Origin of the sequence: Paenibacillus sp. CECT 9249 (assembly GCF_918697855.1) — a bacterium.
In the GTDB taxonomy this organism is placed as follows: domain Bacteria; phylum Bacillota; class Bacilli; order Paenibacillales; family Paenibacillaceae; genus MSJ-34.
In genome coordinates, this window is the sequence record NZ_CAKKLI010000012.1 from 44,898 (window position 1) to 65,284 (window position 20,387).

19 protein-coding genes are annotated in these 20,387 nt (G+C 51.6%); all 19 read left to right on the forward strand.

The annotated features are described in order from the left end of the window. The first annotated feature begins 43 nt into the window (after window positions 1–43). The 19 genes from LQ229_RS11485 (at window position 44) to rbfA (ending at window position 20,379) form a co-directional block, all read left to right on the forward strand. Window positions 44–358, forward strand: a complete 315-nt coding sequence (locus LQ229_RS11485; protein WP_216537534.1) for a hypothetical protein — start codon at window positions 44–46, stop codon at window positions 356–358. A 72-nt stretch (window positions 359–430) separates the two neighbouring features. Next, entirely contained in the window at window positions 431–1,015 is a 585-nt protein-coding gene (locus LQ229_RS11490; RefSeq protein ID WP_230191776.1) for a hypothetical protein, read from the forward strand. Next, window positions 1,008–1,652, forward strand: a complete 645-nt coding sequence (locus LQ229_RS11495; protein ID WP_216537536.1) for an endolytic transglycosylase MltG — start codon at window positions 1,008–1,010, stop codon at window positions 1,650–1,652. Before LQ229_RS11490 ends, LQ229_RS11495 begins: the two co-directional genes overlap by 8 nt. 219 nt (window positions 1,653–1,871) lie before the next feature. Continuing rightward, complete coding sequence (rpsB, locus tag LQ229_RS11500; RefSeq protein WP_216537537.1) at window positions 1,872–2,570, forward strand: 30S ribosomal protein S2; 699 nt, start codon at window positions 1,872–1,874, stop codon at window positions 2,568–2,570. Window positions 2,571–2,668: 98 nt separating this feature from the next. Next, complete coding sequence (tsf, locus tag LQ229_RS11505; RefSeq protein WP_216537538.1) at window positions 2,669–3,319, forward strand: translation elongation factor Ts; 651 nt, start codon at window positions 2,669–2,671, stop codon at window positions 3,317–3,319. 166 nt (window positions 3,320–3,485) lie between these two features. Then, entirely contained in the window at window positions 3,486–4,214 is a 729-nt protein-coding gene (gene pyrH / locus LQ229_RS11510) for a UMP kinase (protein ID WP_216537539.1), read from the forward strand. Then, window positions 4,214–4,768: a ribosome recycling factor gene (gene frr / locus LQ229_RS11515; RefSeq protein ID WP_216537540.1), complete on the forward strand. Its 555-nt coding sequence runs from the start codon at window positions 4,214–4,216 to the stop codon at window positions 4,766–4,768. The genes pyrH and frr overlap by 1 nt, the downstream gene beginning before the upstream one ends. A gap of 66 nt (window positions 4,769–4,834) precedes the next feature. Further along, on the forward strand, window positions 4,835–5,593 hold the full coding sequence (locus LQ229_RS11520) for an isoprenyl transferase (RefSeq protein ID WP_290370026.1): 759 nt from the start codon (window positions 4,835–4,837) through the stop codon (window positions 5,591–5,593). A 20-nt stretch (window positions 5,594–5,613) separates the two neighbouring features. Next, window positions 5,614–6,414, forward strand: coding sequence for a phosphatidate cytidylyltransferase (locus LQ229_RS11525; protein WP_230191810.1), 801 nt, complete (start codon window positions 5,614–5,616; stop codon window positions 6,412–6,414). Between the two features lie 16 nt (window positions 6,415–6,430). Then, window positions 6,431–7,570 carry a 1-deoxy-D-xylulose-5-phosphate reductoisomerase gene (locus LQ229_RS11530; RefSeq protein WP_230191777.1) on the forward strand — a complete coding sequence of 380 codons (1,140 nt, stop codon included), beginning with the start codon at window positions 6,431–6,433 and terminating at the stop codon, window positions 7,568–7,570. Between the two features lie 149 nt (window positions 7,571–7,719). After that, window positions 7,720–8,994 carry an RIP metalloprotease RseP gene (gene rseP, locus LQ229_RS11535; RefSeq protein WP_230191778.1) on the forward strand — a complete coding sequence of 425 codons (1,275 nt, stop codon included), beginning with the start codon at window positions 7,720–7,722 and terminating at the stop codon, window positions 8,992–8,994. A gap of 90 nt (window positions 8,995–9,084) precedes the next feature. After that, window positions 9,085–10,533, forward strand: a complete 1,449-nt coding sequence (proS, locus tag LQ229_RS11540) for a proline--tRNA ligase (RefSeq protein WP_230191779.1) — start codon at window positions 9,085–9,087, stop codon at window positions 10,531–10,533. 132 nt (window positions 10,534–10,665) lie between these two features. Next, window positions 10,666–14,979: a PolC-type DNA polymerase III gene (locus tag LQ229_RS11545; RefSeq protein ID WP_230191780.1), complete on the forward strand. Its 4,314-nt coding sequence runs from the start codon at window positions 10,666–10,668 to the stop codon at window positions 14,977–14,979. Between the two features lie 183 nt (window positions 14,980–15,162). After that, window positions 15,163–15,624 carry a ribosome maturation factor RimP gene (gene rimP, locus LQ229_RS11550; protein ID WP_216537547.1) on the forward strand — a complete coding sequence of 154 codons (462 nt, stop codon included), beginning with the start codon at window positions 15,163–15,165 and terminating at the stop codon, window positions 15,622–15,624. 38 nt (window positions 15,625–15,662) lie between these two features. Further along, on the forward strand, window positions 15,663–16,760 hold the full coding sequence (gene nusA / locus LQ229_RS11555) for a transcription termination factor NusA (RefSeq protein WP_230191781.1): 1,098 nt from the start codon (window positions 15,663–15,665) through the stop codon (window positions 16,758–16,760). A 23-nt stretch (window positions 16,761–16,783) separates the two neighbouring features. Further along, window positions 16,784–17,095, forward strand: coding sequence for a YlxR family protein (locus LQ229_RS11560; RefSeq protein WP_216537549.1), 312 nt, complete (start codon window positions 16,784–16,786; stop codon window positions 17,093–17,095). After that, window positions 17,092–17,415, forward strand: coding sequence for a ribosomal L7Ae/L30e/S12e/Gadd45 family protein (locus LQ229_RS11565; RefSeq protein WP_230191782.1), 324 nt, complete (start codon window positions 17,092–17,094; stop codon window positions 17,413–17,415). Before LQ229_RS11560 ends, LQ229_RS11565 begins: the two co-directional genes overlap by 4 nt. Then, window positions 17,408–20,014: a translation initiation factor IF-2 gene (infB, locus tag LQ229_RS11570; RefSeq protein ID WP_230191783.1), complete on the forward strand. Its 2,607-nt coding sequence runs from the start codon at window positions 17,408–17,410 to the stop codon at window positions 20,012–20,014. The genes LQ229_RS11565 and infB overlap by 8 nt, the downstream gene beginning before the upstream one ends. Before the next feature lie 17 nt (window positions 20,015–20,031). Next, on the forward strand, window positions 20,032–20,379 hold the full coding sequence (rbfA, locus tag LQ229_RS11575) for a 30S ribosome-binding factor RbfA (protein ID WP_216537552.1): 348 nt from the start codon (window positions 20,032–20,034) through the stop codon (window positions 20,377–20,379). Window positions 20,380–20,387: the final 8 nt, after the last annotated feature.

Below are 20,387 nucleotides of genomic sequence, written 5' to 3' on the forward strand. Positions count from 1 at the left end.
GTATTGCTAGGGCAAAAGATTACATGTTGCTGAGGTGATCGTAATGAGTTTGAAAGCGGTCGAAATGCAAATCGCCATACCGCGAACGAACGACGCCGGTATCATGCAGGCCCAGTCTCAACATAAGGCGGTGGCGGATCAAGCGCAACTGGCGGGCCAAGCCGAGAAAACGACGGAAGAGATGCGGCAAAAGAACGCGAAGGTCGATGAAACGGCCCATCTGCCGATACGCGACGGCGAACGCCGGCAGAACGCTTACTACCGCCGAACCAAACGCAAGCAGGAGGACGACGGCGGCGGGCAACAGGACGAACCCAAGCATCCGTACAAAGGACATCATATCGACTTGTCGTTGTAAACAACTGGATTTTAGCAGTTAGAACGCGGCGAACTGCTTTGGGAACGCGGCTATTCTTTAACAATATGGTAGGTGATCGAAGTGGGATTTCAGCCATGGATTTATCTTGTCATCCTCGGGGCGATTGCCATCGTATATGCGCTCATGCTGCCAAAGCCGCAATCGAAAACGGCGAATCACGAGGAAGTCGTCCAAGAAATCGAAGGGACGCTGGATCATTTTATGCAGGAAATCGCGGCCGAGAATGAACAGCTCGTCCAATTAGTCGGCCAAATGAAACAAGATTTCATCGTAAAGCAAACGATTTTGCAAGAGAAAAACGAGCGGTTGGAACAGCGATTGGAGCAGTTGGAGCTTCGCTGCAGCCAGTTGGAAGCGTTGAGGGAGCAAACGGCTTCCCAGCAAGCCGTTATGCAGGCGGAGGCGCTCCGGACCGCCGAGCCGCAGCCTGAAGCGACCGGAGAGGCGGAGAGCGTGTCTTCCGCCGATCAAGCGCAGGAAGCGGAAGAGCAATCGATTAAATCCCGATACGCGGAATTGTTTGCTTTGCATGAGCAAGGGAAATCGATTGATCATATATCGAAACGAACGGGAATGAACCGCGGGGAAATCGGGCTCATATTGCAGCTTGCCAAACAGGAGGAGCGCCGTGTTTAGAAATCGCACTTTTTTATTCGGACTCGGCACGGGGGTTATCGTCGCAGCCGTCGCTTTGCAGGTTATGCTGATCGGGAAGGCGCAGACGGATGCCGCGGTCCGGCCCGCGCTTACGAAAGAACAATTGGAGTTGGAAGCGTCAAAGCTCGGCTTGAAAGTGTATGCGGCGGAAGAAGTACTATATACCGAACAGGAACTGGAGCGGAAACTGCAAGAGAGGTCGCAGCTTGAGCCGCCAAAAGAGGGCGATGCGGGCGCGGTTCAGGATGCGAAGCCGCAAGTTTCCGACGCCGAAGGGCAAGCCCAATCCGACGGAGCGCAGCGCGCCGAAGCCGGGGATTTGAACGGAAACACCGCGGAGGCTGCGGACGGTACGCCGCCGAAAACGGTTAAACAGGAGATACCGAAGAAACCGGCCAAGGAAGCGAAAAACGTCAAAGTAACGATCAAGCCCGGCATGTCGCTGCGCATGGTAGCCGCCGCTTTGGAGAAGGCGGGAGTCGTGAAAGACGCGGATACGTTTATCGATTACGGCGTGCAAGCGGAAATCAATTCCATCATTCAGCCGGGAACGTATGAATTCGGGCCGAATACGGACATGGATGCAATTGCCGGCAAAATTACGAAAAAGAAATAAAACAGATCGCGAACGTTGCCATCAAAATCGGAAGCGGCCCGATGAGAGATACTCATCAATATGGTTGCATCCGATTTTTAATTATGGTATATTAACTGATGGTGTTAAAAACACACGCCGGTTAATTTTGCCAAGGGTGCTTTTCGGAAAACGGAAAGTTTTGGTCGAAAGATGAGATCGGCGGAGGATCAAGAAAACCAATAAGGAGGTGTGCAAGATATGGCAGTCATTTCCATGAAACAGCTATTGGAAGCTGGGGTGCACTTCGGTCATCAGACTCGTCGCTGGAACCCGAAAATGGATCGTTATATCTTCACAGAAAGAAACGGTATTTATATCATCGATTTGCAAAAAACGGTGAAAAAAGTTGAGGAAGCTTATAATTTCGTGAAATCGATCGCTGAAGAAGGCGGCACGATGCTGTTCGTCGGCACGAAGAAGCAAGCTCAAGATTCGGTGAAAGAAGAAGCCGAACGTTGCGGCATGTTCTACATCAACCAACGTTGGTTGGGCGGTACGCTGACGAATTTTCAAACGATTCAAAAACGGATCGACCGTTTGAAAGAACTCGAGAGATGGGAAGAAGACGGCACGTTTGAAGTTCTTCCGAAGAAAGAAGTTATCTTGCTTCGCAAAGAAAAAGCCCGTCTCGAAAAATTCCTCGGCGGAATCAAAAACATGAAAGGCTTGCCTAGCGCTCTGTTCGTTATCGACCCGCGCAAAGAGCGCATCGCCGTTGCGGAAGCGCGCAAACTCGGCATCCCGATCGTAGGTATCGTCGATACGAACTGCGATCCGGACGAAATCGATTATGTCATTCCGGGTAACGATGACGCGATTCGTGCGGTGAAATTGCTGACAGGCAAAATTGCCGATGCGGTAATCGAAGCCAATCAAGGCGAGCAAATGTCAGTTTAATTGAACGCAATTAAATGAAAAGGGTGGTTGGTAGGTGTGGAACCTCCCGCCGCCCTTTTTTTGAAACGAAAAACCAATTTCTGTGGAGGGAATATATTATGGCAGTTACTGCTAGCATGGTAAAAGAATTGCGCGAAAAAACAGGAGCGGGAATGTTGGATTGCAAAAAGGCGCTTGAGGAAGCGAACGGCGACTTGACGAAAGCGGCTGAAGTGCTGCGCGAAAAAGGTTTGGCCGCTGCGGCGAACAAAGCGGGCCGCATTGCGACGGAAGGCGTTGTAGAATCGTACATTCATGCAGGCGGACGGATCGGCGTGCTGGTCGAAATCAACTGCGAAACAGACTTTGTTGCGAAAACGGATCAATTTAAGGAATTCGCGCGCGATATCGCGATGCATATCGCTGCAACCAACCCTCGTTACGTGCGCCGCGAAGAAGTTCCGGCCGATGAAATCGAGAAGGAAAAAGAAATCTTGAAATCGCAAGCGCTGAATGAAGGCAAACCTGAGAAAATTGTCGAGAAAATGGTGGAAGGACGCATCGGCAAATTTTTCGAAGAGCATTGCTTAATGGAACAAGCCTTCGTTAAAGATCCGGACAAATCGATCGAAACGTTGCTGAAAGAGAAAATTAGCGCAATCGGAGAAAATATTTCGATCCGTCGTTTCGCTCGCTACGAGCTTGGCGAAGGTCTTGAGAAGAAGCAAGAAAACTTCGCGGAAGAAGTTATGGCGCAAGCGAATCTGTAAACTTTCATAAAGAAGGCTTATATTATATAATGGGATTGACGATAGAACGATAAAAGGCGGAACACTATGTGTTCCTTCTTTTTTAAGGTTTGGAACGGATTACGGATGGAATGAACATCGAAAGGTATACCGGCCAAAGAAACATCCGAAACTGGAGGGTAATCATTTGGAACAGCCTGTTTATAAACGAGTGGTGTTGAAAGTAAGCGGTGAATCGCTTTCCGGTCAAACCGGCTATGGAATCGAAGCGGACATGATCAATTCGATCGCCGAGCAGGTGAAGGAAGTTGTCGAACTTGGCGTCGAAGTCGCAATCGTATGCGGCGGCGGCAACATATGGAGAGGCATCTCCGGCAGCGCGAAAGGGATCGACCGTGCAACCGCCGACTACATGGGGATGCTCGCCACGGTGATGAACTCCTTGGCTCTTCAAGACGCGCTGGAGCAGATCGGCGTACCGACGCGGGTGCAGACTTCGATCGCGATGCAGCAAATTGCGGAACCGTACATACGGCGCCGCGCCATCCGTCATCTGGAGAAAGGGCGCGTCGTTATATTCGCGGCGGGAACGGGCAATCCGTTCTTCTCGACCGATACGACGGCCGCATTAAGAGCGGCGGAAATCGAGGCTGAAGTCATTCTGATGGCCAAAAATAAAGTCGACGGCGTATATTCCGCCGATCCGTTTAAAGACGCCAATGCGGAAAAATTCGAGCAATTAACGTATCTGGAAGTGCTCAACCGCAATTTGGGCGTTATGGATTCGACCGCATCGTCGCTATGTATGGATAACAATATTCCGCTAATCGTATTTGCAATTACGGAAAAAGGAAACATCAAACGTGTTGTGCTTGGCGATAAAATCGGAACGATGGTAAAAGGGAGTGTTGATTAGTGCCACAAGGAGTTAAGAAAAATGCCGAAGAACGTATGGAGAAAGCGATCGGAGCTTTAAAGCGCGATTTGGCGACATTGCGCGCCGGACGCGCGTCCGCAGCATTGCTCGACCGGATTCAGGCGGAATACTATGGAGCGATGACGCCGATCAATCAATTGGCGAACATTAATACGCCGGATTCCCGCACTTTGATTATTCAGCCATGGGATAAGTCGTCGCTGGCGGACATCGAGCGCGCAATTTTGAAATCCGATCTTGGCTTGACGCCGGCTAACGACGGAAGCCAGATCCGTCTTGCGATTCCTCCGCTTACGGAAGAACGGCGGATCGAGTTGGTCAAGTCTACGAAAAAATTCGGCGAAGAAGCGAAAGTGGCGATTCGGAACATTCGCCGCGACGCGAACGACGAGATCAAAAAAATGGAGAAAACGGACATTTCCGAAGACGAATCGCGCAGACATCAGGACGAGATTCAGAAAACGACGGATAAATTTATCGCTGAAGTCGATAAAATATTATCGGCGAAAGAAAAAGAAATTATGGAAGTATAACATTTTTCGCCCCTCCAAAACGGTGGGGTTTGTTGTCTTTTCATCACCGGGGTTGGGGGAAACGCGATGATCGAACGATTCCAAAAATGGATGCGAAACAAAGGAGTACCGACACTGTCTGACGATAACATTCCGCGGCATATCGCCGTCATTATGGACGGCAACGGACGGTGGGCCAACCGAAAAGGGCTGCCGCGCTTTGCGGGACACCATTCCGGAATGAAGGCGGTCAAACGGATTACGATCGCCGCGGACGCGATGGGCGTGAAATATTTGACAATGTATGCATTCTCGACCGAAAATTGGAAGAGACCGAAGGAAGAAGTGGATTTTCTGATGAAGCTGCCCCAGGAGTTTTTGGCGATCGAGCTGCAAGAATTGATCGACAAAAACGTTCAAGTCCGAATGATGGGGTATAAGGAAGATCTGCCCGAACATACGCTGCGCGCCATCGAGGAAGCGGAGAGTAAGACGAAGAACAATACCGGTCTTGTGCTCAACTTCGCGTTGAATTACGGAAGCCGCAGGGAGCTTGCCGAGACGGTGAAAGAAATCGCGAAGCGGATCGAATCCGGAGAACTATCGGCGGAACAGATTACGGAAGAGCAGATTGAGCGGCAGTTGCTGTCTTCGCATTTGCCCGATCCGGACTTGCTGATTCGCACGAGCGGCGAACTGCGGTTAAGCAATTTTATGTTATGGCAGCTTGCGTACAGCGAACTATGGTTTACGGACGTATATTGGCCGGAATTTACCGAAGCGCATCTGTATGAAGCGATTGCCGAATATCAACGAAGAACTAGGAGATACGGCGGACTATCATAGCTCGATAGGGGATGTCTATATTGAAACAACGGGTCATTACCGGATTCATTGCCGGTACTGGATTCATTCTATGCTGCATATTGGGCGAACCTTGGTATAACGGACTAATGATCTTATTATCCCTAGTCGGTTATTATGAATTTATTCGTATGAACGGCTTGAAGCCATGGAATATCACCTCATTGCTCGGCTTTCTCGGCGTGTTGTATTTCGTGTTTCCTTGGAGTAAATTTCCGCTGTCGGACATCAATCCTTCGATGTTCATCTGGCTGATGCTCTTTTTATTTTTGACGGCTACTGTTATTACGAAAAACAAGATCGATATCGATAAAGCGGCGAACATGCTGCTTGGCGTCCTTTATATCGGCATCGGTTTTCAATATATGATCGAAACCCGCTCGGCGCCCGACGGCAACGGTTTATTCTGGTCGCTGCTGCTGTTCGCGGCGATCTGGTCATCCGATGCGGGAGCTTATTTTACCGGCAGAAGGTTCGGCAAGACGAAATTATGGCCTGACATCAGCCCGAACAAAACGGTTGAAGGGGCGATCGGGGGCATAGTTGTCGCCGCGGCCGTTTCCGCTTTATTCGTTTTGTTCGCTCCGGAATTGTTGCCGATCGGTCGGGCGATATGGATCGGCCTCGCCGCCTCGGTCATCGGACAAATCGGCGATTTGATCCAGTCCGCATATAAGCGGGTGAGAGGCGTGAAAGATACCGGCTCCATTCTGCCGGGGCATGGCGGCATATTGGATCGCGTCGACAGTTGGCTGATCGTGTTTCCGTTTATCCATTTGTTGTCATTGTTGCCATACCAATAGTAGAGAAGGTGCGTTTATGAAGAAAATAACCGTTTTAGGCTCGACGGGATCGATCGGTACGCAAACGTTGGACGTCATTAAGCATCACCCGGAACAATTCCAAATCGAAGCTTTGGCAGCAGGCACGAATGCTGCTTTATTTATAGAACAAATACATACGTTCCGTCCGAAGAAGGTTTCTATTGCGACCAAAGAGCTCGCGGAACGATTGGCAACGCAAATACCCGACGGCATCGAAGTGTTATACGGGGAAGAAGGATTGAATGAAGTAGCGGCGAACACGGATGCGGATTTCGTCGTGTCGGCGCTGCTGGGCAGCCTCGGCTTATCGTCGACGCTTGCCGCGATTTCCGCCGGCAAAGATATCGGCCTGGCGAATAAGGAGTCGCTCGTTACGGCAGGCCATTTGGTAACCGAAGCCGTGAAGAAGCGCGGCGTGCGAATGCTGCCGATCGACAGCGAGCATTCGGCGATATTTCAATGCTTGAACGGCGAATCGCCGGAGGAGATCCGCAAAATTACGGTGACCGCTTCCGGAGGATCGTTCCGCGATCGGACCAGAGAGCAATTGAAGGGAGTTACCGTCGAAGAAGCGCTGAAACATCCGAACTGGTCGATGGGCGCCAAAATTACGATCGATTCGGCGACGATGATGAACAAAGGGTTTGAAGTCATCGAAGCGCATTGGTTTTTCGGGTTGCCTTACGAACGAATCGACGTTTTGCTTCATCCCGAAAGCGTGGTGCATTCTTTCGTCGAGTTTATCGACCGCAGTGTCATTGCGCAAATGGGGAATCCTGACATGCGAGTTCCGATTCAATACGCGCTCACCTACCCGCAGCGGCTGCAAACCCCGACCGAACCGCTCGATTTGGCGCAAATCGGAAAGCTTCATTTCAGTGAGATGGATTACGAACGCTTCCCATGTTTAAGAATGGCATATGAATGTGGTACAATAGGAGGCACGGCGCCAACCGTATTGAATGCGGCCAATGAAGTGGCTGTCGCCCGCTTTTTACGGGGAGAAATCGAATTTTTGCAAATTGAAAACGTGTTGGAGGCGGCTTTGGAATGGCACCGTGTGCTGCAAGCGCCCGATTTGGACGAGATCGCGGAAGCGGATCGCGCTGCGCGCGAATTCGCGGCCCGGTTTTGACCGCTTCGAATGCGATAACGATTCTCCGATGAAATTGCGGGAGAAGGATTCTTATGTTCGGCATCGGAGAATAATATGAAGTGTAGGAAACGATTGGACATGGCATCGTTTCGCTTCGAAAAGGCAGATAAAGGGGGTTTGCGTAACCTGTGGAAATGGTTCAAGTCATCTTTTTGACCATACTTGTGTTTTTTGTCATCGTTACGGTACATGAATGGGGACATTTTTATTTTGCGAAACGCGCCGGCATTCTTGTGCGGGAGTTTGCGATCGGCTTTGGTCCAAAGCTGTTTTCTTATACGAAGAATGAAACCCGTTATACGCTCAGATTGCTGCCGATCGGCGGTTATGTGCGAATGGCGGGCGAAGACCCGGAAATCGTGCAAATCCAGCCCGGACAAACGATTGCCGTGCGGCTGGCCGATGAAGCGGTAACGTATTTGTATCTCGATCAATTGGACAGCCGTAAAAATGTGATCCGCGGCGAAGTCGAAGAAATCGATATCGAAAACGAATTGTTCGTGAAGCTGAATGTGGACGGCGACGTCCACCGCTACGCGGTTCATCCGCAAGCGATGATGGTGACAAAAGGCCAGGAAACGCAAATTGCGCCGAAAAACCGCCAATTCGGAAGCAAAACCGTCGGACAAAGGGCAATGTCTATTTTCGCCGGGCCAATGATGAACTTTATTCTTGCTTTTGTGCTATTCGGCGTCTATATTCAAATGATGGGCATTCCCGTGGAAAACCCGACCTATGTGAAAGTCGGCGAGATTACAGCAGGCATGCCGGCTTCCAAAGTTGATTTGAAGCCCGGCGATATCATCGAAACGGTGAATGGGGTAAGCATTGGAGCCGATTCTGAGAAAATGATCGCGCTCATTCTGGATTCGGCCGACAAACCGATGAAATGGACCGTGCTTCGCGGCGATCGCCGATTCGAAATCGAGATTACGCCCGTTCGCGTCGAAGGCGCGGAAGGGGGCAAAGTCGGGATTGTGCCGGAATTGCCGACCCGCACCGCATCGATCGGCGAAACGCTGCGATATTCGGGCAAAGCGATGGTAAGCTCGACAAAAACGATTTTCGAAGGATTCCGCAAACTTATTTTCGGCGAATTCAAGCTTGACGATTTGGGAGGTCCGGTTCGCACCTTCGAAGTAACCGGCAAAATCGCGAAACAGGGCATTGAGAAATTAACGTTCTGGGCGGCGATATTAAGCTTGTATCTGGGGATATTCAATCTGTTGCCGATTCCGGCGCTCGACGGCAGCCGCCTCGTTTTTCTGGGCTTTGAAGCCGTGCGGGGGCGGCCGGTGGATCCGAACCGCGAAAGCATCGTGCATTTTATCGGCTTTGCCATGTTGATGCTGCTCATGCTGGCGGTGACATACAACGATATTTTGCGTTTGGTGAAAGGATAATCGGCATCGTTTGTCGAATTTACTCAAACAGGGGACTTTGGGAACAACCTCGTACCGAGGTTTATCGTTATGGGAGGCAGTTGGAATCGTATGTCAAAAGAGAAACAATTCGTTACAGAAATTACGCCGCAGCACGAAGATTTTTCGCGCTGGTACATCGATGTCATCAAAAAGGCGGATTTAATGGATTATTCGCCCGTGCGCGGATGCATCGTCTTCCGTCCGGACGGGTATGAAATTTGGGAACATATTCAAGGCGAGTTGGATAGACGTTTCAAAGAAACGGGCCATCGCAACGCCTATTTCCCGATTTTCATTCCGGAAAGCTTTTTCCAGAAGGAAAAAGAGCATGTGGAAGGTTTTAACCCGGAATTGCCGTGGGTAACGGAAGCGGGCGGCGAGAAATTGGAGGAACGCCTTGCGATTCGTCCGACATCGGAAACGATGATCGGTCATATGTACGCCAAATGGATTCAATCGTACCGCGATTTGCCGGTGCTCATCAATCAATGGGCCAATGTGGTGCGCTGGGAAAAACGGACGCTTCCGTTCCTGCGGACAAGCGAATTTCTATGGCAGGAAGGCCATACGGCGCATGAAACGGAAGAAGAAGCGCGCCAAGAAACGATGCAAATGTTGGAAATTTATCGCGATTTTGTGGAAAATTTCCTGGCGATCCCGGTCATTTCCGGCCAGAAGACGCCTTCCGAGAAATTCGCCGGCGCGATCGACACTTATTCGATCGAGGCGATGATGAAAGACGGGCGGGCCGTTCAAGCGGGCACTTCCCATTACATGGGCACGAACTTTGCGGTCGCGTTCGACATTCAATATTTAAGCCGGGACAATCATCTCGAGTACGTCCATACGACTTCCTGGGGCGTCAGCACGCGCCTCATCGGTTCGCTCATTATGGTGCACGGGGACGACCGCGGTCTTGCGCTCCCGCCGAAAGTGGCGCCGACGCAAGTGATCATGATTCCGATCGGGCCGCCGAAAGCGCGCGAGCAAGTGCTTGCCAGAACGGACGAGCTATATGCGGAATTGAAAGCTGCGGGAATTCGCGTTCGCGTGGACGACCGGGCGGACGTAAGCCCGGGATGGAAATTTAACGAATATGAAATGCGCGGCGTTCCGCTCCGTCTGGAGCTCGGGCCTCGCGATTTGGACAACGGCGTGGCGGTGCTCGTGTCCCGGATTTCCGGCGAGAAGCGCGTCGTGCCGCAACATAATCTGGTCGCGGAAGTGCAAAATATGCTGGACCAAATTCACGGGGAAATGTACGAGCGGGCCAAACAGTTCCGCGACGACAATTTCTCGTCCGTCGATTCGTTGGATGAGATGAAGACGCTGATGGAAAATAAGCGCGGATTCGTGCTCGCCGGCTGGTGCGGTTCGGCCGCCTGCGAAAAGCAAGTGAAAGAAGAGACGGGGGCGACGAGCCGCAACATTCCGTTCGAACCCGCCGAACGAAAGGCAAGTTGCCTCGTATGCGGCGATGCGGCGCAGCATACGGTTGTTTTTGCCCGTGCATATTAGAAGAGGCGGATAACGCAATTTTTCCGGAAAGCTTCTCACGAAGAAAACTCGATGACGAATCGATTGATTCTTTTGCGGAAGCTTTTCTTTTTTTCGCAGCATGCAGCATGTGGGGAAACGGGGGGAGATGTTATGAGCAATATCGGGGATAAAAGGAAGCGGTTCGAAATTTTGATGCAGCAAGCGCAAATTCCGGCGCAGATGATCGAGGCTTGTTTTACGGACGGGCACATCGAGCGCGTCGAATGCAGCGAAACGAACCGGGAATGGACGATATACATAAGCAAGGAGACGGTTGTTCCGGCGGAAGCGTATCGCGCCTTTTGCCTGCAAATTCAAGAGCGCCTTGCTCATATCGCGAAGATTAAGCTGATTTTCCAATATTCGGAGCATGTGCCGGTTGCCGACGTGGTTCAAACTTACTGGGGCTTGTTTATCGAATGGGTGCAGCGGGAAATCGCTTCGGTCAACGGATGGATGGCTCGCGCGAAGCTGGAAGTGGATGGACGAGCGGTCGTGGTTACGATGCTCGATTCCACAACGCTGGAGTTGGCCCGCAAAAAACAGATCGATACGGCGATCGTCCGTTTTTTCGAAACTTATTTTCAAACTTCGCTGCACGTCAAGCTGCAGGCAGGTCAGTTCGATCAAGAGGCTTACGAACAGTTCCAGCAGAAAATCGTCGAAGAAGAGCGCGAAGTGGTGCAGCAGATCGTGACGAGCATCGAAGCGGAGACCGAAACGATCTCGAGCGATGAGGAACTGACGCTGAAGATCGGGTACGACATTAAGGATCAGCCTGTTTCGCTGCAGGATATCCAAGAAGAAGAAAGCAAAATCACGGTACAAGGATCCGTATTCGGTTTGGATATGCGCGAATTGCGCAACGGCAGTCATTTATATATGTTTAATGTGACCGATTTTACCGATTCGATCCAGATGAAAATGTTCGTCAAAAACAAAGACGACATGAAAGCGCTCAGCCTGCTGTCGAACGGGAAATGGATCAAGGCGCGCGGCCGCGTGGAAATGGACCGGTTCAATCCGCAGCCGGAGCTTGTCATGATCCCTTCGGATTTGCATGAGATTAAAGCGCCCCCCGAACGGCAAGACAAGGCGGAGCAGAAACGGGTCGAATTCCATTTGCATACGACGATGAGCACGATGGACGCGGTAACTCCGATCGACGCTTATATTAAAACGGCGGCGAAATGGGGGCATAAAGCGATCGCGGTGACCGATCACGGCGGCGTGCAATGTTACCCGGAAGCGGATAAGGCGGCGAGAAAAAACGGCATCAAAATGATATACGGCGTCGAGGCCAATGTCGTCAATGACGGCGTGGCCGTCGTGATGAACCCGCAGCCGATCGAACTGAAAACGGCCACTTATGTCGTATTCGATATTGAGACGACCGGATTGTCCGTCGTCAACAATAAAATTATCGAGATCGCCGGCGTTAAAATGAGCGAAGGCAAGGAAATCGACCGGTTCGCGAAATTTGTCAATCCGCATGAACGGATTCCGTACAATATTCAGCAATTGACAAATATTACGGACGAGATGGTCAAGGACGCGCCGGAGCTCGAACCGGTCATGCGGGAATTCGTCGAATTTGTCGGCGATTCGGTGCTTGTCGCCCATAACGCGCGCTTCGATATCGGCTTTATTCAAGCGGCATGCAAGCAGATCGGATTGCCCGAGCTGACGAACCCGGTGCTCGATACGCTCGAACTGGCGCGACTGCTTCATCCCTCGATGAAAAACCACCGCTTGAATACGCTCGCGGACAAATATAAAGTTTCGCTCGAGAATCATCACCGCGCCATCGACGATTCGATCGCATTGGGCGGCGTGATGTTCGGCCTGCTGCAGGATGCGGCGCAAATGCGGAATATGACGATGCTTGACCGGCTGAACGATTATGTCGGCAGCGATCTATCCAATGCGAGACCGTTCCATTGCAACATTTACGCTTTGAATGCGACCGGGAAGAAAAATTTGTTCAAGTTGATTTCTATGTCTCATACCGAATATTTTAAACGGGTGCCATGCATTCCGAAAAGCAAACTCTCGGAAATGCGCGAAGGCTTGTTGATCGTCTCCGGCTGCGAAAAAGGGGAGATGTTCGAAACGGTTCTCAATAAATCGCCGGAAGAAGCCGAGCAAGTGGCGGAATTTTACGACGTGCTGGAAATACAGCCTTTATGCATGTATGCCCATTTGGCGGATAAAGGGCTTGTCGGCAGCATGGCCGATATCGAGAACGCTTTGAAGCGCATTTGCGACATCGGCGCCAAACAGAACAAACCGGTCATTGCGACGGGAAATGTGCATTATTTGCATCCGCGCGATAAATTGTTCCGGGATATTACGATACACGGCATTACCGGCTTTAGCCCGCTCAAGGACATTCGGAAACCGGACGCCCATTTTCGTACGACGGATGAGATGCTCCGCGAATTTTCGTTCCTCGGCGAGGATAAGGCATATGAGGTCGTCGTAACGAATACGAATGAACTGGCCGGACGCTTCGAAGAAATTGAAATGTTTCCGAAAAAACTGTTCACCCCGAATATCGAGGGGGCGGATGATGAAATCCGCAATACATGCTACGACACCGCGAGGCGGATTTACGGCGAGCCGTTGCCGGACGTGGTCGTACAGCGATTGGAGAAGGAGCTCGTTCCGATTATCAAATACGGTTTCTCGGCGAACTACCTCATTTCCGAACGGCTCGTCAAAAAATCGAATCAGGACGGATATTTGGTTGGCTCGCGGGGTTCGGTCGGGTCGTCCGTCGTCGCGACGTTTCTCGGCATTTCCGAGGTAAATCCGCTGCCGGCGCATTATCTCTGCAAAAATCCGGCCTGCAAGCATAGCGAATGGTTTCTCGACGGCAGCGTGCCGAGCGGATTCGACTTGCCGGACAAGCCTTGCCCGAAATGCGGCGAAATGTTGAAGGGCGAAGGCCAGGATATTCCGTTTGAGACGTTCCTCGGTTTTAAAGGCGACAAAGTTCCCGATATCGACTTGAACTTTTCCGGGGAATATCAGCCGCACGCGCATAATTATACGAAAGTGCTGTTCGGGGAGAAGAACGTATTTCGCGCCGGAACGATCGGCACCGTCGCCGAGAAGACGGCGTTCGGTTTTACGAAAAAATATGAAGAAGACCATCACAAGAAATGGCGCAACGCCGAGCTTGCCCGGCTCGCAAGCGGCTGTACGGGCGTGAAGCGCAGCACGGGCCAGCATCCCGGCGGCATCGTCGTCGTGCCGGACTATATCGAAGTGGAAGATATTACGCCGGTGCAATACCCGGCCGACGATACGAGCGCGGAATGGAAGACGACTCATTTCGATTATCACGCGTTCGACGCCAATTTGCTCAAGCTCGACATTCTCGGGCACGACGATCCGACGATGATGCGGATGCTGCAAGATTTGACGGGCGTAGATCCGACGACGATTCCGATGAACGATCCGAAAGTGATGAGCATGTTCAATTCGACGGAAGCGCTTGGAGTGACGCCGGAGCAGATCCGTTCTCCCGTCGCGACGTTCGGCGTGCCGGAGATGGGCACGAAGTTCGTGCGGCAAATGTTGGAGGAATCGCAGCCCTCTTCGTTCGCCGACTTGCTGCAAATATCCGGCTTGTCGCACGGAACGGGCGTATGGCTCGGCAACGCGCAAGAATTGATTAAGAACGGAACATGCAACATCAAGACCGTAATCGGCTGCCGCGACGATATTATGCTCTATTTGATCTATAAGGCGGGAATGGATGCCTCTCTTGCGTTTACCATTACGGAAAGCGTCCGGAAAGGGAAAGGACTGACGCCGGAATGGATCGAAGAGATGAAACGTTGCAAGGTGCCGCAATGGTATATCGATTCTTGCTTGAAAATCCAGTACATGTTCCCGAAGGCGCACGCGGCCGCTTATGTTATATCCGCCGTTCGGACCGCCTACTTCAAGCTTTATTATCCGATCGCTTATTATGCGACTTATTTTTCCGTACGGGCGGAAGATTTCGATATCGAGCTTTGCTGCCAAGGGTATGACGCGATTAACCGCAAAATCGATGAAATCGAGCAAAAAGGGTTTCAAGCGACGACGAAAGAAAAAAATATGATTTCCATTCTTGAAATGGCGCTCGAAATGACGGCGCGCGGTTTTTCGTTCAAAGGAATCGATCTGTACCGCTCGGATGCGACCCGGTTTGTCATCGACGGCGATTCGCTCATTCCGCCGTTCTCGGCGATTCAAGGGATCGGGGAGAACGCGGCGCGCAATATCGCCGCATCCCGCGAAGGCGGCGAATTCCTGTCGATCGAAGATTTCCAGGCGAAATCGAAAGCGAGCAAAACCATCGTGGAGACGCTGACGCAAATGGGCTGTTTCCGCGGTTTGCCGGAAAGCAATCAGCTCTCGTTGTTCTAATGCCTTCCTTGCCGTGCGAGCGAGAGCAACCCATTTTGCCGTGCAAGAACCTCTACTTGTCAAGAAAGCCAACCTATGGTATAATTTTTAACATTGATCGAGATAAAACGCTAGTGACGAAGAGTGGGGAAACCCACTCTTTACTCGTTGGTATACAGATAAAACTTTTAGGAGGGTAATCGCTTGAGCGCACCGAAGATTAAATCGGTAGTAGAAGAAATGGTTCAACCGTTTTTGGACGAAAACGGATTTGAGTTGGTTGATGTCGAATATGTAAAGGAAGGAAGCAGTTGGTTTTTGCGCGTATTTGTCGATAAGGAAGGCGGCATCGATATCGAAGACTGCGGCCGGATCAGCGAGTATTTAAGCGCAAAGCTGGATGAGCAGGATCCGATTCCCGACGCGTATTTCCTCGAGGTTTCTTCGCCTGGCGCGGAACGTCCGCTCAAAAAGGCGGAAGATGTTCGCAAGGCGGTCGGAAAAAACGTATTTGTCACTACATACGAGCCGATCGGCGGGGCCAAAGAATTCGAAGGAGAACTGCTTTCGTTTGACGGGGAGCAGCTTGTCGTCGATACCGGCAACGCGCCTGTCGCCATTCCGTATGCGAAAGTCGCCAGCGCCAGATTGGCTATTTTATTTTAACCATTAGCGGACCGAATGAAAGGGGGAGCCAATCCATCATGAGCATGGATTTCATTGAAGCATTGAATGAGATTGAAAAGGAGAAGGGAATCAGCAAAGATATTTTGCTCGAAGCGATTGAAGCGGCGCTGATCTCAAGTTACAAACGAAACTTTAATACGGCGCAAAACGTGCGCGTGGATATGAATCGCTATAACGGCGTCATCAAAGTATTCGCGCGCAAAACGGTCGTCGAAGAAGTTCTCGATCCGCGCCTGGAAATTTCCGTGGAAGCCGCGCGCGAGATCAACCCGAACTTCCAGTTGGACGACATCGCGGAGATCGAAGTCACGCCGCGCGATTTCGGGCGTATTGCGGCGCAAACGGCGAAACAGGTCGTCACGCAGCGGATACGCGAAGCGGAACGCGGACTGATCTACAACGCCTTCATCGAGAAAGAGGAAGATATCGTCACAGGCATCGTGCAGCGTCAGGATTTGCGCAACATATACGTCGATCTGGGCAAAATCGAGGCGCTGCTTCCGCTGAACGAATTAATGCCGAACGAAAAGTTCAAACAAGGCGACCGCATCAAAGCATATATTACAAAGGTGGAGAATACGACCAAAGGACCGCAAATTTTGCTGTCCCGAACTCATCCCGGATTGTTGAAGAGGTTATTCGAACTGGAAGTGCCTGAAATTTTCGACGGCGTCGTTGAAATTCGTTCGGTTGCCAGAGAGGCGGGATTCCGTTCGAAAATTGCGGTGTACTCCCGAAATCCCGAAGTGGATCCGGTCGGTTCCTGCGTCGGGCCGAAAGGGATGCGCGTTCAGACGATCGTGAACGAACTCAAGGGCGAGAAAATCGATATCGTTAGCTGGTCGGAATCGGTAGAAGAGTATGTCGCGAATGCGCTCAGCCCTTCCAAAGTGCTGGAGGTGCAAGTATTCGAACAGGACAAAATGGCGCGTGTTATCGTGCCGGATTACCAGCTCTCGCTCGCGATCGGCATTAAAGGGCAAAATGCGCGTCTCGCCGCCAAATTGACCGGCTGGAAAATCGACATCAAGAGCGAAACGCAAGCGGAGCAAGAGTACGGCAGACCGAAAACGCCGACGGAAGAAATGCCGCAAGATTCCGCTTCGTTCGAATAATCCGGGAAAGGCGGGGGAAGGCAATGAGACCGAGAAAGATACCGCTGCGCAAATGCGTTGCATGCCAGCAGATGATGGCGAAAAAGGAATTGATCCGGGTTGTCAAGACGCCGCAGGACGAAGTGCTGATCGATCTTACCGGGAAAAAGGCGGGCCGCGGCGCTTACTTGTGCGGCAAGCTGTCTTGCTTTAAACTGGCCCACAAAAACAGGGCGCTCGATCGCGCGCTTAAGCATCAGGTGCAACCGGAAATTTACACGCAGCTCGAGCAGGACTTTATCCGCGTGGAAGATGAATTTATCGCGGGCAAGGAGCGGGCGGAACAGGATACATGACCAAATTATTATCTTATCTAGGGCTTGCAATGCGGGCAGGCAAGCTGGTAACAGGGGATGAAATCGTTCATAAGGCGCTTCGTTCCGGCGATCTGCAGCTGGTGATCGTTGCGGGCGACGCTTCTGAAAATACGAAGAAGAAATTTCGTGACAAATGCCATACGTATCGGGTTCCGCTCTTGATCGGCCTGGATCGCTTCGCGATCGGCGCAAGCATCGGGAAAGCGGACCGGGTCGTTGTCGGCGTGTCGGATTCGGGTTTTGCCCGAATGATGCGCGAGCAATTGGCGATTATGTCGGAGGTGGAGTATATTGAGTAAACAAGACAACAAAGATAATAAAGATAAGTTGAGGGTTTATGAATACGCGAAATCGCTCAATATGAGCAGCAAAGAGATCATTACGATCCTGAAGCGGTTGAATATTCCGGTAAACAATCATATGAGCGTGATGGAGAACGATGCCGTAGCGAGGGTGGAGCAATTTTTCCGCGACATTAAGGCGAACGCGGCGGCCAAACGCGCGGCGCAAGAAAGCGGGGCTCAGACCGCCCAAGTATCCGCGGCGGCCAAACCGGGCGCGGCTTCTTCGAATGCGGCCGGTACGGCTGCGGCAGCGAAGCCGAATCATCAACCTCAGCAAGAGAAGCAAGCTTCGGCGAGAAAAGAAGGCGGAGCGGGCCAAGGACAAGGAAGATCGCAACAGCACAGCCGCGACGGACACCGGGAGCAACAACAAAATCGACAACGTGAAAAGCAGGTAGGTATGAATACACAACGGACACAGGAACAGCGGAAACAACAAGGAAATGCAGGACAAGGCCAAGGAAGACAACAAGGCCAAAACAACGGAAATCAGGGCAATAACCAACATGGCGGCAATCAGCGTCAAGGCAGACCGGCATTCCAGCAGCAGCAAAGCCGTCCCGAATCGGGCAGACCGCAGGGCGGACAGCAGCCGAACCGCAATCAACCGAAGGTTCAAGGGAACGATAGCCACGATTCGACACCGGCATTCAACAAATCGAAGAAGACGAAATCGAATCCAAGACGGTTTGACGATAATAAAGCAAGCAATTATAAAGGAAATCAGAACAACAAGGGCGGCCGCAACAAATTCGGCAAAGGCCAGCAGCAAGCGCAAGAAAAACGCGAAAAAATCGACAATACGCCGAAAAAGATTATCGTGCGCGGCGCGATGACGGTAGGCGAAACGGCGAAGCTGCTGCATAAGGACGCCTCGGAAGTGATCAAAAAACTCATGTTCCTCGGCGTCATGGCGACGATTAACCAGGAGCTTGATCTGGATACGATCCAACTGCTCGCTTCCGATTTCAATGTCGAAGTGGAATTGAAAATTCCGGTCGAGGAAGACCGGTTTGAAACGATTGAAGAAAACGACGACGAAGCGGATCTGATTGAACGTCCTCCGGTCGTCACGATTATGGGACATGTCGATCACGGGAAAACGACGCTGCTCGACGCCATCCGCTCTACGAACGTAAGCAGCAGCGAAGCCGGCGGCATTACGCAGCATATCGGCGCGTATCAGGTGGAAATTAACAAGAAGAAAATTACATTCCTCGATACGCCGGGCCACGAAGCGTTTACGACGATGCGCGCCCGCGGAGCGCAAGTTACCGATATTACGATTATCGTCGTTGCCGCAGACGACGGTGTGATGCCGCAAACGGTAGAGGCGATCAGCCATGCCAAAGCGGCGAACGTGCCGATTATCGTGGCGGTGAACAAAATCGACAAGCCGACTGCGAATCCGGACAAAGTGAAGCAGGAATTGACGGAATACGAACTGGTGCCGGAAGAGTGGGGCGGAGACACGATCTTTGTCAACGTATCCGCGAAGCAACGGATGGGACTGGAAAGCTTGCTCGAAATGATTCTGCTCGTAGCCGAAGTGAACGAATTCAAGGCTAACCCGAACAAGCGCGCGCGCGGTACCGTGATCGAAGCGGAGTTGGACAAAGGCCGCGGACCGGTGGCCCGCATTCTCGTTCAGCACGGTACGCTGAAAGTCGGCGACGCATTCGTGGCGGGCAACTGCTTCGGCCGCGTTCGGGCGATGGTGAATGATAAAGGCAGACGCCTGAAGGAAGCGGGACCGTCCACGCCGATTGAAATTACCGGATTGACGGAAGTTCCGCAAGCCGGCGATCCGTTCATGGCGTTCGAGGACGAGCGGAAAGCGCGGTCTATCGCGGAAAAACGCGCGATCACGCAGCGCCAGAGCGAATTGAACGTCAGTACGCGCGTCACGCTTGACGATTTGTTCAAGCATATTAAAGAAGGCGAGATTAAAGACTTGAACGTCATCATTAAAGGGGACGTGCAAGGTTCTGTCGAGGCGCTGAAAGGTTCGCTCGAGAAAATCGAAGTGGAAGGCGTCCGCGTGAAAATCATTCATAGCGGTGCGGGTGCGATTACCGAATCCGATGTCATTTTGGCTGCCGCTTCCAATGCGATCGTGATCGGCTTCAACGTCCGTCCGGAGCCGCAGGCGAAAATTACGGCCGAGCAGGAGAAGGTGGACGTGCGGCTGCATCGCGTCATCTATAACGTCATCGAAGAGATCGAACAGGCGATGAAAGGGATGCTCGATCCGGTTTATAGAGAGAGCGTTATCGGACATGCGGAAGTGCGGAATACGTTTAAAATTAGCAAAATCGGTACGATTGCGGGCTGCATGGTAACGTCCGGCAAAATTACCCGCAATGCGGAAGCTCGTTTGATCCGCGACGGCATCGTCATTTTTGAAGGGAAAATCGATTCGCTTAAACGTTTTAAAGATGACGCGAAAGAAGTGGCGCAAGGCTACGAATGCGGCATCACATTAGAACGGTTCAACGATGTGAAAGAAGGAGACATTGTTGAAGCCTTTGTCATGGAAACGGTAGAGCGGTAATAAAGAGGTGAATGACCATGGCTAAAATTCGGGTCGGACGGGTCGGCGAACAGCTCAAAAAGGAGCTTAGCGGACTGATTCAAACCGAATTGAAAGATCCCCGCGTCGGCTTCGTGACGGTGACGGGCGTTGAAGTAACGAATGATTTGTCGCAAGCGAAAGTATATTTAAGCGTGCTCGGAGACGAACAGCAAAAAGAGGATACGCTTAAGGCGTTAATGAAAGCAAACGGTTTTTTGCGGTCCGAACTGGGCAAACGAATCCGGCTTCGCCATACGCCGGAGCTCGTATTTAAGTTCGATACGTCGATCGAATACGGCAGCCGAATCGAGAAGCTGTTGGACGAAATTAAACATGAGGAATGAAACGCCGA

What these genes read in the sequence shown, in the direction of transcription:
- LQ229_RS11485 (WP_216537534.1), top strand. Translation starts at nt 44, where the DNA reads ATGAGTTTGAAAGCGGTCGAAATGCAAATCGCCATACCGCGAACGAAC.
- rpsB (WP_216537537.1), top strand. Translation starts at nt 1,872, where the DNA reads ATGGCAGTCATTTCCATGAAACAGCTATTGGAAGCTGGGGTGCACTTC.
- tsf (WP_216537538.1), top strand. Translation starts at nt 2,669, where the DNA reads ATGGCAGTTACTGCTAGCATGGTAAAAGAATTGCGCGAAAAAACAGGA.
- LQ229_RS11520 (WP_290370026.1), top strand. Translation starts at nt 4,835, where the DNA reads ATGATCGAACGATTCCAAAAATGGATGCGAAACAAAGGAGTACCGACA.
- LQ229_RS11530 (WP_230191777.1), top strand. Translation starts at nt 6,431, where the DNA reads ATGAAGAAAATAACCGTTTTAGGCTCGACGGGATCGATCGGTACGCAA.
- proS (WP_230191779.1), top strand. Translation starts at nt 9,085, where the DNA reads ATGTCAAAAGAGAAACAATTCGTTACAGAAATTACGCCGCAGCACGAA.
- LQ229_RS11545 (WP_230191780.1), top strand. Translation starts at nt 10,666, where the DNA reads ATGAGCAATATCGGGGATAAAAGGAAGCGGTTCGAAATTTTGATGCAG.
- nusA (WP_230191781.1), top strand. Translation starts at nt 15,663, where the DNA reads ATGAGCATGGATTTCATTGAAGCATTGAATGAGATTGAAAAGGAGAAG.
- LQ229_RS11560 (WP_216537549.1), top strand. Translation starts at nt 16,784, where the DNA reads ATGAGACCGAGAAAGATACCGCTGCGCAAATGCGTTGCATGCCAGCAG.
- LQ229_RS11565 (WP_230191782.1), top strand. Translation starts at nt 17,092, where the DNA reads ATGACCAAATTATTATCTTATCTAGGGCTTGCAATGCGGGCAGGCAAG.
- rbfA (WP_216537552.1), top strand. Translation starts at nt 20,032, where the DNA reads ATGGCTAAAATTCGGGTCGGACGGGTCGGCGAACAGCTCAAAAAGGAG.